The sequence below is a fragment of the Duganella sp. SG902 genome (genome assembly GCF_013376005.1).
Taxonomy (GTDB): domain Bacteria; phylum Pseudomonadota; class Gammaproteobacteria; order Burkholderiales; family Burkholderiaceae_D; genus Rugamonas.
Genome location: NZ_JABMJK010000006.1, coordinates 99,249 through 118,521, shown reverse-complemented (window position 1 = coordinate 118,521; position 19,273 = coordinate 99,249). Strand labels below are relative to the sequence as shown.

Genomic DNA, 19,273 nt, shown 5'->3' with positions numbered 1-19,273 from the left:
AATTCATAACAGGAGACTTATTGATGCAAAAGTATGTAATCGGCGCATGCGCGCTGGCCGTGGTATCGCTGGGCGCGCAGGCGCAATCGTCGTTGACCGTGTATGGCGTGGCGGACGCCGGCCTGCTGCTGGAACGGGGCGGCGACAGCGGCTCGGTGCAAAAAATCGGCAGCGGCATGGCCTCCAGCTCGCGCCTCGGCTTCAAGGGCAAGGAGGATCTGGGCGGCGGCACGGTGCTGACCTTCATCCTGGAAAACGGCTATTCGATCGACACCGGCGCGGCCAAGCAAAACGGCGCGCTGTTCGGCCGCCAGGCCTTGCTGTGCCTGAGCGGCAAGGCAGGTGCGCTGAGCATCGGCCAGCAGTACACGCCGTTCTACAAGACGCTGAACAACGTGGCCGACCCGTTCTCGACTGGCATGGCCGGCAACGCGCAGAATGTGTTCAACGACACCACGCGCGTCAGCAACACGGTGGAGTACATCACGCCGCGCATGGCCGGTTTCCAGGCCGACGTGCAGTATGGCCTGGGCGAGGCGGCCGGCGACAGCGCGAAGAACCGCTACGTGAGCGCCAGCGGCAGCTACGAGCAAGGCCCGCTGACGCTGGAACTGGCCCACCAGCGCAAGGAGGACGCGCTGGCCAGCGCGCATAGCCGCAACACCATGCTGGTGGCGCGCTACCGCTTTGGCGACGTCACCGGCCACGCGGCCCACGCGCGCAACCGCGACGTGGCGGGCCGCGAGAGCCACGACACGCTGCTGGGCTTCACCGCGCAGCTAAGCGGGAGCAACAAGCTGTTCGCCTCCCTGATCGAGCACCGCGACCAGGAAGCGGCGCGCCAGAACGCGCGCCAGGCGGCGGTGGGGCTGAGCCATGGCCTGTCGCGCCGCACCGACCTGTATGCGGCCTATGGCCATATCCGCAACAGCAACGGGGCGGTGTTCCACGTCGGCACGGCGGCCGACAGCGGTTCCGGCACCACCGGGGTTAACCTGGGCGTACGTCATGTGTTTTAATGCTACCTGAAATTCACATATGAGAATACGCAGGGGAGATTATGGCAACATCGCACGGCGCGGCACGCGCGCGGCGACTGGCGTTATGGGCACTGGCTTTGGCCATCGCCCTGGCGCTGGCAGGGTTGGCGGGGCGCTGGGCCGGTGACGCGGCCACCGACAGGCTGCGGCTGGCCGGCGCGCAGCGTCTGGAGGGCCATGCGGTCAGCCTCGAGAACCTGTTGTCCAAGTACGACTTCCTGCCTGGCACGCTGGAGCTGAACAAGGACGTGGTGACGCTGCTGCAGCGTCCCCACGACGAGGAGCTGCGCGACGAGGTCAACGCCTACCTCGAGCAGTTGAATCGCCAGTCCGGCTCCACCACCATCTACATCGTCAACCTGGATGGGGTGACGCAGGCGGCCAGCAACTGGCGCTCGATTTACAGTTTCGTCGGCGATCACGTCGCCTTCCGGCCCTACGTGCGCGATGCCTTGCGCGGTGTGCCCGGCGGCTTTTACGGCGTTGGCACCACCAACGGCGAGCCGGGATACTTCTTCGCGCATGGCATTTATCACAACGGCCGCATGCTCGGGGTGGCGACCGTCAAGGTCAACATCGAGCGGCTGGAACGCGGCTGGGAACAGGGCGCCGGCAAGGTGCTGCTGGCCGATGCCAACGGCGTGGTGTTCCTCAGCTCCGTACCCGGATGGAAGTACCGCACGCTGGCGCCGCTGTCGCCCGAGGCGACGCGGGAACTGGCGGCCTCGCGCCAGTACTCGGGGCACGCCCTGACGCCGCTGGGCATGCGCGAATTGCGCCGGCTGGACGGCGAGGCGGCCATCGTCACGCTGCCGGAGGACCAGCGCACGCCGGTGCTCAGCCAGAGCCGTTCGCTGGCGCCGCGCCACTGGAAGTTTGTATATCTTTCCGACTTGAGCAGCGCCCGCGCCAGCGCCCGCAACGTGTTCCTGTTTGCGCTGCTGCTGCAGGCGCTGTTGCTGATGCTGGTGCTGTACGGCCGCCAGCGCAAGCAGACGCGCGAGCATCTGGAAGCCATGGTGGCCGAGCGCACCACCAGCCTGCGCGAGATGACGCGGCACCTGAGCGAGGAAAACAGCGTGCGCCGCGCGGCCGAGGAAAAGCTGCGGCGCGCGCAGAGCGAGCTGGTACAAGCCGGCAAAATGGCGGTGCTGGGTCAGATGGCGGCCGGCATGACGCATGAACTGAACCAGCCGCTGACGGCGCTGCGCACCATGTCCGACAACGCGCGGGTGCTGATCGAGCGCGGACGGCTGGACGAGGCCAGGAGCAACCTCGCCACCATCTCGCAGCTGGTGGCGCGCATGGGCGCCTTGACCGGGCAGTTGCGCCAGTTCGCGCGCAAGGCCGACGCCAGCTTGACGGCGGTGCCGGTGACCGCGGCGATTACCTCCGCGCTGTTCCTGGTGGAGCGGCGCGTGGAGCAGGAGCGGGTCAACTTCCGCTTGTCGGTGCGCGACCAGGACGTGCATGCGCTGTGCGACACCAACCGGCTGGAACAGGTGCTGATCAACCTGTTCAACAACGCGCTGGACGCGATGGCCGACAGCGAGGCGCGCCACCTGACGGTGAGCGTGGAACGCGCCAACGGCCGCGCGCTGATCGCGGTCACGGACTCCGGGCCCGGCATACCGGAGGACATCCGCGCCCATTTGTTTGAACCATTTTTTACCACCAAACCGCAGGGCAAGGGACTGGGGCTGGGACTGGCGATCTCCGAGCAGATCGTGCGCGAGTTCGGCGGCGAGCTGCGCGTCGAAGCGCCGGAGGCCGGCGGCGCCCGGTTTGTGATCGTTTTGCCGCTGGCGGAGCAGGAGACATGATGAAGGTTGTATTGATTGAGGACGACGCCACCGTGCGCGCCGGCAGCGCGCAGGCGCTGGACCTGGCGGGCTTCGAGGTGGAGGCATATGCCGCCGCCGAGCCGGCGCTGGCGCAGATCACCCCCGGTTTCGCCGGCGTGGTGGTGAGCGACGTGCGCCTGCCCGGCATGAGCGGGCTGGAATTCATGGCGGCGGCCCACGCCATCGACGCGCAGCTGCCGGTGGTGCTGGTGACCGGCCATGGCGATATCAGCATGGCGGTGGGGGCGATGCGCGACGGCGCCTACGATTTCATCGCCAAGCCGTATTCGTCCGAGCAGCTGGTGGAGGTGGTGCTGCGCGCACTGGAGACGCGCCGCCTGATGCTGGAAGTGGCGGCGCTGCGCCACCGCATCGAGCATGGCGAGGGCATCGAGGCCACGCTGCTGGGCGACTCGGCGCCGATGCGCGCGCTGCGCCGCCTGATCCTGGACCTGGCCGATGAACCGGCCGATGTGCTGATCTACGGCGAAACCGGCACCGGCAAGGAGATGGTGGCGCGTTGCCTGCATCAGTTCAGCCGCCGCCAGAAGCGTCACTTCGTGGCGCTCAACTGCGGCGCGATACCGGAGACGATTTTCGAGAGCGAGGTTTTCGGCCACGAATCGGGTTCCTTCACCGGCGCGGCAAAACGCCAGATCGGCAAGATCGAACACGCCGACGGCGGCTCGCTGTTCCTCGACGAGATCGAGAGCCTGCCGATGGCCTTGCAGGTCAAGCTGCTGCGCGTGCTGCAGGAGCGTTACATCGAGCGGCTAGGTTCCAACACGCCGGTGCCGGTGGACGTGCGGGTGATTGCCGCCTCCAAGGTCGATCTCAAGGAATGGTCGGACCAGCAGAAGTTCCGCAGCGACTTGTACTACCGCCTGAATCTCATCGTGCTGAACCTGCCGCCGCTGCGCGAGCGGCGCGAGGACATTCCGCTGTTGTTCGAGCACTTCCTGCTGGGCGCGGCCGCGCGCTATAAGCGCGAGACGCCGCCGGTGCCGGGCGCCCTGATGCAGTCGCTGATGGCGCACAACTGGCCGGGCAATGTGCGCGAGCTGCGCAACATCGCCGAACGCTATGTATTGGGGCTGGCCAGCGGCGCCGACGGCCTGCTGTCGGCCCGCAGCCTGGAGCCGGTGCCGCTGGCGGACCAGGTGGGCGCCTTCGAGCGCGCCGTCATCGAGCAGGAATTGCGCAAGGCCGGCGGCAGCGTCAGCGCGGTCAGCGTGGCGCTCGGCGTGCCGAAGCAGACCCTGTACTACAAAATGCAGAAATACGGCCTGACGGCGGACGAATATAAGGCCTAGTGCTTCTTCACCGGCTGGGTCTTGGCTTCGTTGCGGGTCTGGTTGGCTTGCGCCAGCGCGGCGGCGCAATCCACCGGCTCCACCTTGCCCGGATTGACCAGCGGGATAATCGCGGCCGCCGGATTGACGATGGTGGCCAGCGCCACGGCGGCGCCGGCCTTGAGCGCCAGCGGGCCTTTCTGCGGCCCCACGTCCGGGTTGGTGAAGGTGCCGCGCGCGTACAGCGGGGTACGCAGCGAAATAATGCGCACGCCTTTGGTTTGCGGGCGCACGTCGAGGTCCAGCGTTTCCTTCGCCATGTCCACGTTGCCCGTGATGTCGATCACGGCCTCCTTGGTGTCGACCACGAAGCGGCGCGTCTGCGCCTTGCCGTGTTCCACCACGAAGTCGCCGGCCAGGCAGTTGAGCTGGATCTGCTTGTCGCCGAACAGTTTGACGAACACCAGGTTGGCGATGTTCAGGCCCGCCGCCTCCAGAATGAATTTGCTGACCGAGCCTTCGCTGACGGTGGCGCCCAACTCGCCGCTGGAGCTGGCCAGCATGGCGGACACGGAGTTGCCCTTGCCGGCCAGCGCCGCGTCGGCGCTGACCTCGCCGACGCTGGCCTGCATCGATTCCAGCTTGGGGAACAGCTGGCGTATCTTCAGGTGGCGTGCGGCCATGCGGATTTGCGCGTCGATCTGTTTTTGGCGCCCATCCAGCTTGACGTTGGAGGTGATGGTGCCGCCGGCCATGCCGAAGTTGAGTGGCGTGAGCGTCAGCACCTTGTCTTTCATGCGGATGTGGGTTTCGATATCCTGCAGCGGGATGTCGTGCGTGCGCACCAGCTTCTTGCCGGTGAATTTGACGTCGGCGTCGAGCGCGCCCCATTTGGCGGTGTTGAACTGGTCGACCGGCAGCGCCTTGTCGGACTTGTCGTTGCCCTTGGTGCCGATGGTCGGTCCCAGGTCCTCCAGCCGCAGCTGGCGCGAGGTGAGCGCGCCGGTCAGCAGTGGGCGCGGCTGGCGCGGGCTGTAGGCCAGGGTGCCTTCCAGGTCGCTGCCGCCCACCGTGCCCGTGAAGTCCTTGTAGGTCCAGTTCCAGGTGGCGCCGGCCTTCTTGCCGATCAGGCGTCCGGTGGTGGTGTAGGGCGGCGTTTCAGGCAGCAGCACGCCGGTCAGCGGATACAGGTCGGCCATGCTGGCGCCGCCCAATGTGAGTTTCAGATCGAGGCCGGCCGGCTTGCGCGGATCGGTCACCATGCCTTCGACGGCGATCTTGTTCTTGCCCAGGTTGGCGTTGGCCTGCACCGGGAAGTTGGCGTGTTCGTCGCGCAGGGCCAGCACCTTGCCGACCTTGCCGCCGCCGGTGACGGGGGCGTCGCGGTAGCTGCCGCTGAGGTCAAAGCGCAGGCCGTATTTTTGGGCGTCCGTGCCCTCGTTGATGCCGCTGGCCCTGGCGCGCAGGTCGAGCCGGATGCCGTCGTCGAGGTAGCGCAGGTCGCCGTCGCCCAGCGTCAGGCGCTGGATGTCGATGTCCCATTCGGACGGACCGTTGTCCTTGAAGGTCCAGGTGTTGCTGCCGTCGGCGCGGCGCTGCGCCGCCACGGTGACCTTGTCGACCGCGAGGTCGGTGATGGCGACTTCCTTGTGCAGCAGCGGCAGCGGGTGGACCGCCGCCACGATGCTGCCGACGCTGACCAGGCGCGGGCCGGTGCTGGTCCACGCCGGGTTGGCGATGCTGACGTCGGCGGCGCTGATGCGCGGACGCGGCACGTAGCGCCGCCAGCCGCTCTCGGTCGCGTCGCCTTGTTCCCAGCGCACGCGCAGGTCGCCGTTGATGGCGAATTCGCGGCCGATGTTGTCCGACACGCGCTGATTAATCCATGGGCGGGCGCGGTTCCAGTCGAAGGTCAGCAGGAAGATGACGATCGCCGTCAACACCAGCAACAGCGTGGCGCACAGGCCAAGCACGATTTTGAGTGGGCGCGATTTTTTCATGGGTATTCATGCTACGCCTCGCGCCCTGATCGTTATGTGCGCTATGCCACAGTGGCGTTAAACCGGGGGCTTGCCCACCAGCCAGGCGTGGAGTAGTTCGCGCTCTTCCTTGGCTGCCTGGTAATGGAATTTGCCGCCAATTTGGGTGGCGACCGGCAGGCCGTCGCGGAACAGTATGTGGTTGCCGGCGAGGGCGGGTACTTTGTCGCCCGGCAGCAGGGTGCCGCACAGGTTGAGCGGGTCGACGGCGGAGATGCGGACGTAGCCGCCGTCGTGCGGCCGGCGGCGCATGTCGCGCAGCAGGGGAATGGCCTCCGGCAGGGCGAATTGTTCGCCGGAGAGGCCGGCGACGAAGCGCCCGCCCCGGATGTCGCCGCGCGCCTCCAGGCGGTGGTAGACGGGCAGCAGTTCGCGCCAGCTCGGCATCCAGCCGGCCTCGCGCTCCAGCAGGCGCCAGAACATCACGCCGTAGCGGCGCAGCAGCGTCATGGCGATGTGTTCTAGCGTGTCAGGATCGGTGCGCGGCTTGCGTACAGCGTCGTTCCCGCGCAGGCGGGAATCCACACTCGGCATGGGTTCCCGCCTGCGCGGGAACGACGCGTCATCGGCGGTTTCGACGGGGCGGACGGTGACGGTCAGGTTGTCGCCGCGCCGCACCAGCGCCCAGCGGCCGGCTTCCTCCATGGTCGGGCCGGCGCCACGGCGGCGGCGCTTGTCGCTGCTGGCGCGCTTGTTGGCCGGGACCAGCATGGCGCGCAGGCCGGCGTAGCTGTCGGCGTTGACCAGCCCCGTGGCCACCAGTTCGCCCAGCGTGTTCTCCAGCTCCACCGGCAGCAGGCGGGCGTCGTGCGACAGCTCGTCGAAGAACATGGCGCCGTCGCGCCGCAGCGCTTCCAGCACGCGCGCGGCGCGCGGCGACACCTCGACTTCGGCGGCCACCGCCGGCAGCGCGTGCCACAGCGCCAGTTGCCGGCGCGGCAGCAGCACCAGCGGCGTGCCGCGTACCGGGCCGCCGGCCGCGCTGGCCGGGGCGCCAACGCGGGTCCAGACGATTTTGCCGGCACGGCACAGCTCATCCAGCCACAAGGCCGAGTAGTCGTGCACGCGCACGGCCAGCAGCTCGCTTTCCCATGCGCCGGCGGCGGCTTCGTAGCCCTCCAGCTGGGCCAGCGCTTCCGGCAGCGCGTCGCTGCCTTGCAGTTGCGTGTCCGGCGCGAGGTGCTGCCATTCGAACAGGAAGCGCATGAAGTCCTGACGTTCGACCGGTTCGATCTCGCGCCGCAGGCTGCGGATGGTGTAGCGATGGATGCGCGCCAGCAGGTGGCGCTCGCACCATTCCTCCGCCGTGGCACCGGGCGTGAAGCTGCCGCGCATCACGTAGCCTTCGCTCTCCAGCTGCGTCAGCGCGATGGTGACCGTGGATGCCGGCAGCGAAAGCGGCGCGGCGATCGCCGCCACCGTCCGCGGACCGAATCCGCTCAGACGCGCACGCAGAATCTCCACCAGGGCCGCATCCCGCGTCCATTCCTCATCGCCAGGCGCCGCAAGGTCGTCCGCCGCCTGGCCGGCGATCGCCGCGCCGGGCCAGGCGGCCAGCGCGCAGGCCAGACGCTCGCGCGCCACCCACAGATCGGCACCGCTGGAGGCATCGCGCAGGCGCATGGCGCGTCCGGTGTCCGCAAGGCCGTCCACCCACGCCTGCCAGCCTTCCTCGCGCGCGATTTCGGCCGGCGTGATGCAGGCCAGCGACATCAAGGCCTCATGCATCTCGTCACCGTTGCGCACCGACGGCCAGGCCTCGGCCTCCACCGCCGCGATCGCGCCGGCGTCCAGCGCGCCCAGATCGTCCGGCGATGCGGGATCGGTCCAGCGCCGGTTGGCGACCGCCCGCGCGCGCCGTTCCTCCAGCGGCGCGTCGTCCAGGAAGGCGTACGGCCGCGCATTCAGAATCTCCATGGCCAGCGGCGATGGCGCCGGCAGGTCGCGCGACAACAAGCGCACTTCGCCAGCCTCCATGCGCCGCAACAGCGCCAGCCAGCCCTCGCTGTCCATCGCCTCGTGCAGGCAATCGTCCAGGGTCTGGTCCACCAGAGGATGGCTGGGCAGCTCGCGCTCGCCGACGATATTTTCAAGGCATGCCGCCTGGTCGGGGAACACCGCCGCCAGCAAATCGTCGCTCTTCATGCGCTGCAGCTGCGGGGCCACCTTGCGGCCGCCGCTAAAGCGCGGCAGGGCCAGCGCGGTGGTGGCGTTCCAGCGCCATCGCACGTTGAACAGCGGAGCGTCCAGCAATGCCTGTACCAGCACATGCTCCGCCGTGCTGGAGCGCAGGTAGCGCCACACTTCATCCAGCGGAAAGCTGTGGCTGTCCGACAGCGACAGCACGATCGCGTCCTCGGTGGCCGCCGCTTGCAGCTCGAAATTGAATGTGCGGCAGAAGCGCTTGCGCAGGGCCAGTCCCCAGGCCCGGTTGATACGGCTGCCGAACGGCGCATGCAGCACCAGTTGCATGCCGCCGGATTCGTCGAAGAAGCGCTCCATCACCAGCGTATCGCGCGTCGGCAGCGCGCCCAGCGCGGCACGCGCGCGCGCCAGATATTCAACGATCTGGCGCGCCGCCGCGTCCCGCAGGCCCAGATGTTCGAGCAGCCAGTCCACGGCGCTTTCGATTCCGGCTTCGCCGTCGGGGGCGGCCGCCAGCAGGCGGTCCATCTCGGCGCGCAGGCGCGCCACGCCGACCGACAGTTCATCGCTGCGCCCCGGGGCCTCGCCCAGCCAGAATGGAATGTTCGGCGCGGCGCCATGCGCATCCTCGACGCGCACCTTGCCCGCTTCCACGCGCTGGATGCGATACGAGGTGTTCCCGAGCTGGAACACGTCGCCTGCCAGGCTCTCCACCGCAAAATCCTCGTGCACGGTGCCGATGTTCTGGCCCTGCGGCTCCAGCAGCACCGTGTAGTCGGCGTTGTCCGGTATGGTCCCGCCGGACATCACCGCCGTCATCTTGCCGCCGCGCCGGCCGCGCAGGGTGCCGCTCACCGTGTCGCGGTGCAGGTAGGAGCCGCGCACGCCCTGGCGGCTGGTGTAGCCGTCGGTCAGCATGTGCAGCACGTCGTCGTAGCGCTGGCGCTCGAGTTCAGCGTACGGCGCCGCGCGCCGCACCAGCTCATACAAACCGTCCTCGCTCCATTCGCGGCAAGCCACTTCCGCCACGATCTGCTGCGCCAGCACGTCCAGCGGCGCGGCAGGAACGCGCAGCTGGTCGAGTTCATTGCGCCGCACGCAGTCCAGCAGCGCCGCGCATTCGATCAGGTCATCGCGCGAAGTGGGGAACAGGCGGCCCTTGGGCAAGCCGCCGACGTGGTGGCCGGAGCGGCCCACCCGCTGCAGGAAGGCGGCGATGCTGCGCGGTGAACCGATCTGGCACACCAGCTCCACGTCGCCGATGTCGATGCCCAGTTCCAGCGAGGCGGTGGCGATCAGCACCCGCAGGGCGCCGCGCTTGAGCCGCTGTTCGGCGTCCAGCCGGTATTCCTTGGCCAGGCTGCCGTGGTGCGCGGCCACGTGTTCGGGCCCGATGCGGTCCGCCAGCTGGCGCGCCATGCGCTCGGCCATGCGGCGGGTGTTGACGAAGATGAGCGTGGTGCGATGCATGGCCGTCAGCTCGGCCAGCCGGTCGTAGACGCGTTCCCACACCTCGTTCGGCATCACCGCCTCCAGCGGCACCGGCGGCAGCTCCAGGTTGAGGTCACGCGCCCGCACGTGGCCCACGTCCACCACGGCGCAGGAACGGCCGGCGCCGGCCAGGTAGCGCGCCACCGCCGAGATGGGCTTTTGCGTGGCCGAGAGGCCGATCCGCACCGGCGGCCGCGCGCACAGGGCGTCGAGCCGCTCGAGGCTCAGCGCCAGATGGCTGCCACGCTTGCTGCCGGCCACCGCGTGAATCTCATCCACGATCACCGTGCGCACGCTGGCCAGCATGGCGCGGCCGCTGTCGGATCCCAGCAGCACGTACAGCGATTCCGGCGTCGAGACCAGGATGTGCGGCGCGCGCCGGCGCATGGCGTTGCGCTCGGCCTGGGTGGTGTCGCCGGTGCGCACGGCACTGCGGATGCCATGCGGCGGTTGCCCCATGGCCTCCAGCTCGCGGCCTATCCCTTCCAGGGGCGCCAGCAGGTTGACGCGGATATCGTTCGACAGCGCCTTCAATGGCGACACGTACAGCACCCGCGTTTCATCCGGCAGCGGCGCGTGGCGGCTCTCGCGCACCAGCGCGTCGATGGCGGCCAGGAAGGCGGTCAGGGTCTTGCCCGAGCCGGTGGGGGCGGCGATCAGCGTGGCCTGGCCCGACTGGATCAGCGGCCAGGCGCGCTGCTGGGCTTCGGTGGCGCCGGCGAAGGCCGCGCCGAACCACGCCGTCACCGCAGGGTGAAAGCGCCAGGTCAGGGTGGTGGCGTGCAGGGCGTCAGTCATGATATTGGCGTGGTAAGCTCGAAAACATTGTAAATCATGAATGGTCCAGACCCCATGTCGATACCGGCACCAGATGACATACCGATGTTCCTCAACGCGCCGGGCGAGTTGGGGGCGCGCATCTGGGCGCACGATTGGGGCAACACGCCGCTGGGTCCCATCGATGGCTGGCCGCATAGCCTGAAGACCGTGATTAACCTGATGCTCAATTCCCCGCAGCCGATGTGGATGGGGTGGGGCGAGCAGGTGACGTTTTTATACAACGACGCCTACATCGATGTGCTCAGCATGGCCAAGCACCCGTGGGCGCTGGGCCGGCCCACGGTCGAGGTATGGGCCGAGATCTGGGACTATTGCGGCCCGCTGGTGGAACGGGTGTTCACGCATGGCGTCTCCACCATGGCCGACGACGTGCAGCTGTTCATGCGCCGCGGCGACTTCCTGGAGGAGACCTTCTACGCCTTCTCCTATAGCCCGGTGCGGGACGAGTCGGGGCAGGTGGCCGGGCTGTTCTGCGCCAATCTGGACGTGACCAGCCGGCACCTGAACGCGCGCCGGCTGCGCACCTTGTCGGAACTGAATGTGCGCACGTTGCAGGAAAAGACGGTGCTGGGCGCCTGCGCCATCGCGCTGGACGCGATCGGCGTCAATCCCGACGACGTGCCGTTCGCTCAACTGTACCTGCGCGACGCCCAGGGCGCCGCGCAATTGCTCAAGTCCACCCATCCGGAGATGGAGAGCGCCGGCGCGCTGTATGGCGTCGACGCGGTGATCGCCGGCGCCGAGCCGCGTCTTGTGACGCTGGAGCGGCAGCCTGCCGGCGTGCCGGCCGGCCCGTCGCAGCAGCCGGTGCGGCAGGCGCTGACGCTGCCGGTGCTGGATTCCGGCGCGCTGGTGCTGGGCGTGAGCCCGGCGCGGAGGCTGGACGCCGAGTACCGCAGTTTTTTGGAGTTGATCGCCACCCAGGCCGGCAACGCGATACGCCACGCGCGCGCGGCGGAAGATGAGCGCCTGCGCGCCGATATGCTGGCGGAGGTGGACCGCGCCAAGACCCAGTTCTTCGGCAACGTCAGTCACGAGTTCCGCACCCCCTTGACGCTGCTGCTGGGGCCTGTGCAGGATGCGCTGGAGGACGATGCCGTGCCGCTGCCGCCGGCGCAGCGCGAACGCCTGCAGATCGTGCAGCGCAATGCGCTGCGCCTGCAAAAGCTGGTCAACACGCTGCTGGAGTTCTCGCGGGTGGAGGCGGGGCGCGCGCAAGCCCGCTTCGTGCCCACCGATCTGGCGGCGTTGACGACCGACCTGGCCAGCAGCTTCCGTTCCGCCATCGAGAGCGCGGGCATGCGGCTGCGGGTCGATTGCCCGGCGCTGCCCGCGCCGGTGTACGTCGATCCGGCGATGTGGGAAAAAATCGTGTTGAATCTGCTGTCCAACGCCTTCAAGTTCACGTTTGAGGGCGAGATACACGTCAGCCTGCGCGCGTTGGGAACACAGGTGCGTTTGTCGGTGGCCGATACCGGCAGCGGCATTCCGCACGACCAGTTGCCGCATTTGTTCGAGCGCTTCCATCGCGTGGAGGGCGCGCGTTCGCGCACGCACGAGGGCTCGGGCATCGGCCTGGCGCTGGTGCGCGACCTGGTGGAGCTGCACGGCGGCGCCATCGGCGTCGAGAGCGTGGTGGGACGGGGCTCGGTGTTCAATGTGGCGCTGCCGCTGGGCAGCGCCCATCTGCCGTCCGACCAACTGGGCGTGACGCCGGCGCGGCCGCTTCAGAGCGTGGCCGCCGCTTACGTGGCCGAGGCGGAAGGGTGGATGCAGCACGCCGCCGATCCTGGCGCGCAGGGGACAATGCATGGGCGCCTGCTGATCGTCGACGATAACGCCGACATGCGCGACTATTTGCGGCGGCTGCTGCAAGCGCAGTGGCAGGTGGAGGTCTGCAACAACGGCATCGAGGCGCTTGCCATGATCGAGCGCAGCCCGCCGGACTTGATCCTGTCGGACGTGATGATGCCGCAGCTGGACGGCTTTGGCCTGCTGGCGGCCTTGCGCGCGCAGGAATCCACGCGCCATATTCCGTTCATGATGCTGTCCGCGCGTGCCGGCGAGGAGGCGCGGTTGGAAGGACTACAGGCCGGCGCGGACGATTATCTCGTCAAGCCATTCTCCGGGCGCGAACTGGCGGCGCGCATCGAGGTGCTGCGCCTGCGCCAGCGCATGCGCACGGTGCAGGACGAGGCCACCCGGCGCATGCGCAGCATCTTCAGCCAGGCGCCGGTGGCGATCTGCATCCTCAGCGGCCCGCGCCACGTGTTCGAGCAGGCCAACGATTATTATCAACGGCTGATCGGACCCCGGCCGTTGCTGGGTCTCTCCGTGCGCGACGCGCTGCCGGAGCTGGCGTCGCAGGGCATTTTCGAGCTGCTGGACGGCGTGCTGGCCAGCGGCCGGCCCTACGTCGGCCGCTCGGTGCAGCTGCGCATGCTGGGCGGCGAGGATCTGCAACTGAGCGATCGATGGTTCGACTTCGTCTACCAGCCCCTGTTCGACGACGACGGCAAGACGCAGGGCGTGGCGGTGGTGGCGTTCGACGTGACCGAGCTGGCCACGGCCAAGCGCGCCGCCGAAGCGGCCAGCCGCGCCAAGGATGAATTCCTCGCCATGCTGGGGCACGAGTTGCGCAATCCGCTGGCGCCTATCGTCACCGCGCTGCAGTTGATGCGGATGCGCGGCGGCGACTTCGCGCTCAAGGAACGCACGGTGATCGAACGCCAGACCCGCCATCTGGTGGCGCTGGTGGATGATCTGCTGGACGTATCGCGCGTGGCGCAGGGCAAGATCCAGCTGCGCCGGCAGGTGGTGGAAATGATCGAGGTGGTCACGCGCGCGATTGAAACGGCCAGCCCGCTGATCGAACAAAAGCGCCACACGCTGGCGGTGGCGGTGCCGCCATCCGGCCTGCCGGTGCTGGCCGACCCCGTGCGGCTGGCGCAGGTGCTGTCCAACCTGCTGACCAACGCCGCCAAGTACACGGAGTCGGGCGGCCAGCTGGCCGTGCGGGCCTACCTGGAAGACGATGAGATGGTGCTGGAAGTGCATGACAACGGCATCGGCATCTCGTCCGCCATGCTGGGCCGCGTGTTCGAGCGCTTCACGCAGGAGCGGCAGGCGCTCAGCCGCTCGCAGGGCGGCCTGGGGCTGGGACTGGCGATCGCGCGCAGCATGACCGAGCTGCATGGCGGCCGCATTTCGGCCCACAGCGAAGGCACCGGCCGCGGCAGCGTCTTCGTGGTGCGGCTGCCGGCGTGGAAGGAAAAGCGCACCGACCCGCGCCGCATCGCGCCGCCCGCGCCATCGGCGCTGCCGCCCGGCCACCTGCGGGTCATGGTGGTGGACGACAACGAGGATGCGGCGCGCGCGTTGGGGGAAGGGCTTGAACTGCTTGGACACACGGTGCGGGTGGCGTTCAGCGCGCCCGACGCGCTGGTGCTGGCATCGCACTTCCGGCCGCAGATCGGCATCCTCGATATCGGCTTGCCAGGCATGGACGGCTACGAACTGGCCCAGCGCCTGCGGCAGCAGGCCGGCGCCGCCCTGCGCCTGTTCGCGGTAACCGGCTACGGGCAGGATGCGGACCGCCAGCAAGCCGCCGAAGCGGGCTTTGAGCGGCACCTGACCAAGCCGGTCGAGCTGGGACAGCTGGAATCGCTGCTGCAGAGCGGCGACGTGGCGAGCCTCTAGGCCGCGCGGAAGCTGTCCCGGTACTGATTGGGCGTGACGCCAAAGCGCTGCGCGAACACCAGCCGCATGCGGGCGGCGCCGCCAAATCCGCAGCGGTAGGCGATGGTCTTGAGCGGCAGCGCGCTGCCTTCCAGCAGGTTGCGCGCCGCGTCGACCCGGGCGCGCTGCACGAATTCGGCCGGCGTCACCCCCATCTCCCTGACGAAACGGCGCGCGAAGCTGCGCGCGCTCATGCCGGCCACGCCGGCAAGATGCTCGACCGTCAGCGCGTGCGACAGGTTGTCCATCACGTAGCGCTGGATGGTGGCGGCCAGCGTGTCCGGGGTGCCGGCATCGGACAGGTAGGGGCTGAATTGCGATTGGCCGCCCTGGCGCTGCGCCAGCACCAGCAGGCGCTTGGCCGCCGCCAGCGCAATCGCCGGGCCGTGATCCTCCGCCACCAGCGCCAGTGCGAGGTCGATACCAGCGGTGACGCCCGCCGAGGTGAGCAGCCCGCCGTCGCGCACGTGGATGCGGTCATGTTCGACCCGCGCCAGCGGGAATTCGGCCGCCAGCCGCGCGGCGTCGCTCCAGTGGGTGGTCGCGCGCTTGCCGTCGAGCAGTCCGGCGCGGCCCAGCAGAAAGGCGCCGGTGCAGATCGAACCGTAGCGCGGCACGCCGCGCGCCACGTCGCGCAACCAGTGCGACAGCGCGGCATGTTCCGCAGCCTGCGCCAGCTGCGGGCCGCCCGCCACCAGCACGATGTCGTAATCGAGGCCTGCTTCGGCGAGCGTGCGGTCGGCTAGCAGTTGCTGGCCGTTGGAGGCGCGTATCGGCGAGGCTTCGGTGCCGATGGTGAGCAGGCGGTAGTGCCGTTCCGGCGGCAGGAAGGCATTCGCCTCCGCGAAGACGTCCATGGGGCCGGACACGTCCAGCGCCTGCACGCCGGGGAACACCACGAGCGCCAATGTCTTCAAGATGCGCGTCCCATGACCGGCGCGGCGGGGAAGTAGGCGCCGCGCGCCAGCAGACGCAGCGAGCCCCATGCCACGTACAGCACCAACACCAGCGTGGCCGCGAACACCGTGCCCGCCATGACTTCCAGCAGCGCGCTGTGATGACGTTCCGCCATCAGCATCAAACCCTGGCCCAGCGTGGCGACGCCGAAGGTGTAGGCCCAATAGCCTGGCGCGAAATCCTGTTGCGCCAACCAGGGCATGGCGAGCGCCAGTCCGGCGAACACGAACAGCGCGTAGCCCGCCAGTGCGTAGCTGACGGCGGGATTGGCGCCGGCGCCGGCCAGCACCTGGTACGCCACCAGCGCCACCACCGGCGGCGCGCTGTAGATACCCATGAAGTTGCGCGTTTTGTCGGACAGGCCGCCCGTCATCAATTGACGCGTGATGCCGGAGTCCAGCACCAGCCACGAGATGCCGCCGGCGCCGAACAGCATCCAGCCGTAATCCGTGTAACCGAAGCTGCCGGCGGCAAGCGCGTTCACCAGCATGCTGGCGGCGTAGGGCAGGTAGAGCGGGGGGACGATCTGCGCCGCTTCGCGCTGACGGCTCCAGTGCGCCGCCAGCCGCCATGCGCCGTAGGCCAGGTTGGCGGCGGAGCCGATCCAGAACAGCGGGCGCGCGCCCTGCACCGCGTAAGGCTGCAGGGCCAGCGCCACCAGGATCAGCGATTCCGGCATCAGCGCCAGGAAGGCCGATTGCACGGGATCGCGCGCTTCCGCGAGGGCGGCCGCGCGGTGCGCCAGCCACTTGCGCGCATACAGCGCCGCGAACAGCAGGAACGACAACACGGCCAGCGCCTGCAGCACTTCGCCGGCCAGCGATGGCAACGCCCACAGGTCGTGCGCGAAGCGCCAGGCGTTGCCGGTTTCGGCCAACCCCAGTGTCAGCGCGAAGAAGGAGGCGGGGAGCAGCTTGGTTTTCATGGCGGTTGTGGTGAGTGATCGATGGAGCGATTGTAGGCGCGCCCGGGGGCGGCATAAACCGTTCCGATGGATCGAATCCTGCCAATGTAGCACCGTTTCCGGCAGAGGCGCAGCCTAAACCTTGGTATGAGTTTGCATACGAAGGTGCAATTTCGCCGATTTCCTCCCGAATCTATAGTGGCGCTATCGTCACCCGGAGGATTTATGTTGGTCCAACATTATAAAAAACTCACGGCGGAATGGCTGATGCTGGGCTTCGTGTTGAGCTTGAGCGGCCTGCTGATTGTTTATTTCGTCTGGAATGAGCGCGGCCTGATCATGTCGTCCAACGTCGAGCGCATGCGCCTGCAGACGCTGATCATCGATGAGAATCTCAGCCACCAGCTGGAAGGCGTGCGCGGTGCGCTGGACAGCGTGCGCGCCACGCTGGGGCCGGGCAGCGCCTGCGGCGCCGAGTGCCGCCGCACCTTGCTGCAATCGCTCAAGCGCGCCATGCCCGGCGTGCGTGCCTTGCTGATACTGGACCGCAAGGGCGATATCGTGATGTCCGACGACGATCTGCGCGACCGCCGCCTCGATGACCGCAACTACACCAGCCACGTCGAGCGCATGCGCGATCCCGACACGCTGTACCTGTCGCAGCCCTACGAAAACACGCCCGGCGTGTTCAACATCAAGCTGTCGATGGCGGTGATGGGCGCTGACGGCGCCAACAACGGCGCGGTCAGCGCCATCCTCAATCCCGAATACTTCGACGCCGTGATGCGCTCGGCCCTGTACGCGCCGGACATGAACAGCGCCATCACCGAGGACAGCGGCCGCCGCATCCTGTTCGTGCCGGCCGATCCCGCCGCCATGCGCGGCACCGGCGCCGCGCCGGATCCGTTCTTCGCGCGCCACCAGCGCAGCGGCCATGCCGAGACGGTGCTGGAGGGCGCCACCGCCAGCGGCGAGCGGCGGCTGGTGGTCCAGCGCACCATGCGGCTGCGTGGACTGGGCCTCGACAAGACGCTGGTGGTGAGCCTGGGCCGCAACCAGGCGCTGATCGATGCCGGGTGGCACAGCATGGCCTGGACCTGCGGCGTGGCGTGGCTGGTGTTCGGCCTGACCTCCTGCGGCGCCCTGGTGCTGGTGCAGCGCCGCCGCCAGGTGCTGGAGGACCTGGCCGCCGCGCGCGCCAACGAGCAGGCCGCCGCCGCCGAAAAGGTCGAACTGGCGCTGAACGGCGCCAATCTCGGACTGTGGGAGTGGCAGATGGTGGACGACGTGCGCACGGTGGATGGCCGCGCCGCCGCCATGCTGGGCTACACCCGCGATGAGCTGAACGCCGGCGATATCGACTGGCGCGGCATGGTCAAGGCCGATGACATTCCGGCGGTGGAGGCGGCGCTGGCGGCCCACCTGGCCGACAGCTCGCGCTCCTTCGAGGCCGAGTACCGCATGCGTCACCGCGCCGGCCACTGGATCTGGGTCCAGAGCCGGGGCAGGGTGGTGGAGCGCGGCGCCGGCGGCCAGCCGCTGCGCATGCTGGGCACGCGCATGGACATCAGCGCCCGCAAGCTGGCCGAAGCGGAGATCGCCCACCTGGCGTTCTACGACGGCCTGACCAAGCTGCCGAACCGGCGCCTGTTGCTGGACCGCCTGCATCACGCCATCGCCAAGGCGGCGCGGGGCGGCAATCACGGCGCGGTGCTGTTCGTCGACCTGGATAACTTCAAGTCGCTCAACGACACCATGGGCCACGACATGGGCGACCGCCTGCTGGAGATGGTGGCGTTCCGGCTGGGCGAAGTCACGCGCGAGACGGATACCGTGGCACGCCTGGGCGGTGACGAATTCGTGATCCTGCTGGAAGACCTGGGCGCGGATCAGCAGCAGGCCATGGACAACGCGGCCGCCGTCGCCGCCAAGGTGCTCGACGCGCTGAGCCGCGACTACATGCTGGAGGGGCATGCGTTGCGCAGCACCCCGAGCATCGGCGTGGTGCTGTTCGGCGCCGGGCACCACACCATCAACGACCTGCTGCGCCAGGCCGACATGGCCATGTACGAGGCCAAGGCTGCCGGCCGCGCCACCTTCCGCTTCTTCGATCCGCACATGCAGGTGGCGCTGGACGCCTCCGCCACGCTGGAGGCGGACCTGCGCTTCGCGCTGGGGCGCGATGAACTGCGCCTGTATTACCAGCCGGTGGTGGGCGATGGCGGCCGCGTCACCGGCGTGGAGGCGCTGCTGCGCTGGCAGCACCCGCAGCGCGGCCTGATCGGCCCGGGCGAGTTCATTCCGCAGGCGGAGAAGTCCGGGCTGATCGTGGAACTGGGCGAATGGGTCCTGGCGGCCGCCTGCCGCCAGCTGGTGGCGTGGGCCGCCCGCACCGACAGCGCGCACCTGAGCATGGCCGTCAACGTCAGCGCGCGGCAGTTCCGCCAGCCGGCGTTTGTCGACCAGGTGCTGGCGGTGCTGGACCGCACCGGCGCCGATCCGCGCCTGCTCAAGCTGGAACTCACCGAGAGCATGCTGCTGGCCGACATGGATGACGTTATCGCAAAAATGACAACCTTGAAAGCCCACGGCGTCGGCTTCGCGCTCGACGATTTCGGCACCGGCTATTCCTCGCTCAGCCATCTGAAGCTGCTGCCGATCGACCAGCTGAAGATAGACCGCTCGTTCGTGCACGACATGCTGCACACGCGCCACGCGTCCAGCATCGTGCGCGCCATCATCACGCTGGCCTACAGCATGGACCTGGAGGTGGTGGCCGAAGGCGTGGAGACGCGCGAGCAGTGGTCCGCGCTGGAAGCCTTTGGCTGCACCGCCTTCCAGGGCTATCTGTTCGGCCGCGCGGCGCCGCCGGAACTCATACTGGAGTATGAGGTGCAAGGGGAGCAAATCCCTCTATAATTGGATACGTTGCCAATATAAGTTAAAAGGATAGGCATGTTACGGGTCCCTCGCACTCCCTGGA

General features: G+C 68.4%; 9 protein-coding genes. 5 read left to right on the top strand and 4 right to left on the bottom strand.

Annotation, left to right across the window (positions count from 1 at the left end):
• Positions 1 to 23: 23 nt before the first annotated feature.
• Genes FHW83_RS14855 through FHW83_RS14845 form a run of 3 tightly spaced genes read left to right on the top strand, consistent with a single transcriptional unit; the run spans position 24 to position 4,197 of the window.
• Positions 24 to 1,019 (top strand): porin, encoded by a 996-nt coding sequence (locus FHW83_RS14855; protein WP_176647139.1) that lies wholly within the window; start codon positions 24 to 26, stop codon positions 1,017 to 1,019.
• 41 nt (positions 1,020 to 1,060) lie between these two features.
• On the top strand, positions 1,061 to 2,863 hold the full coding sequence (locus FHW83_RS14850) for an ATP-binding protein (protein ID WP_176647138.1): 1,803 nt from the start codon (positions 1,061 to 1,063) through the stop codon (positions 2,861 to 2,863).
• Positions 2,863 to 4,197 (top strand): sigma-54 dependent transcriptional regulator, encoded by a 1,335-nt coding sequence (locus FHW83_RS14845; protein WP_176647383.1) that lies wholly within the window; start codon positions 2,863 to 2,865, stop codon positions 4,195 to 4,197. The genes FHW83_RS14850 and FHW83_RS14845 overlap by 1 nt, the downstream gene beginning before the upstream one ends.
• Here the strand turns inward: FHW83_RS14845 and FHW83_RS14840 are convergent.
• Both FHW83_RS14840 and FHW83_RS14835 read right to left on the bottom strand, forming a co-directional pair.
• Positions 4,194 to 6,176 carry an AsmA family protein gene (locus FHW83_RS14840; protein ID WP_176647137.1) on the bottom strand — a complete coding sequence of 661 codons (1,983 nt, stop codon included), beginning with the start codon at positions 6,174 to 6,176 and terminating at the stop codon, positions 4,194 to 4,196. The two genes, FHW83_RS14845 and FHW83_RS14840, sit on opposite strands and share 4 nt — an antisense overlap.
• Positions 6,177 to 6,233: 57 nt before the next feature.
• Positions 6,234 to 10,649 carry a DEAD/DEAH box helicase gene (locus tag FHW83_RS14835; RefSeq protein ID WP_176647136.1) on the bottom strand — a complete coding sequence of 1,472 codons (4,416 nt, stop codon included), beginning with the start codon at positions 10,647 to 10,649 and terminating at the stop codon, positions 6,234 to 6,236.
• A gap of 84 nt (positions 10,650 to 10,733) precedes the next feature.
• Here FHW83_RS14835 and FHW83_RS14830 point away from each other — a divergent pair, with 84 nt between their 5' ends.
• Positions 10,734 to 14,390 (top strand): ATP-binding protein, encoded by a 3,657-nt coding sequence (locus FHW83_RS14830; protein ID WP_218106282.1) that lies wholly within the window; start codon positions 10,734 to 10,736, stop codon positions 14,388 to 14,390.
• Here the strand turns inward: FHW83_RS14830 and FHW83_RS14825 are convergent.
• Complete coding sequence (locus FHW83_RS14825; protein WP_176647134.1) at positions 14,387 to 15,346, bottom strand: GlxA family transcriptional regulator; 960 nt, start codon at positions 15,344 to 15,346, stop codon at positions 14,387 to 14,389. The genes FHW83_RS14830 and FHW83_RS14825 overlap by 4 nt on opposite strands.
• Positions 15,343 to 16,311, bottom strand: a complete 969-nt coding sequence (locus tag FHW83_RS14820) for a dicarboxylate transporter/tellurite-resistance protein TehA (protein WP_176647133.1) — start codon at positions 16,309 to 16,311, stop codon at positions 15,343 to 15,345. Before FHW83_RS14820 ends, FHW83_RS14825 begins: the two co-directional genes overlap by 4 nt.
• Before the next feature lie 204 nt (positions 16,312 to 16,515).
• Between FHW83_RS14820 and FHW83_RS14815 the strand changes: the two genes are divergently transcribed.
• Complete coding sequence (locus tag FHW83_RS14815; RefSeq protein ID WP_229224193.1) at positions 16,516 to 19,209, top strand: EAL domain-containing protein; 2,694 nt, start codon at positions 16,516 to 16,518, stop codon at positions 19,207 to 19,209.
• Positions 19,210 to 19,273 lie beyond the last annotated feature (64 nt).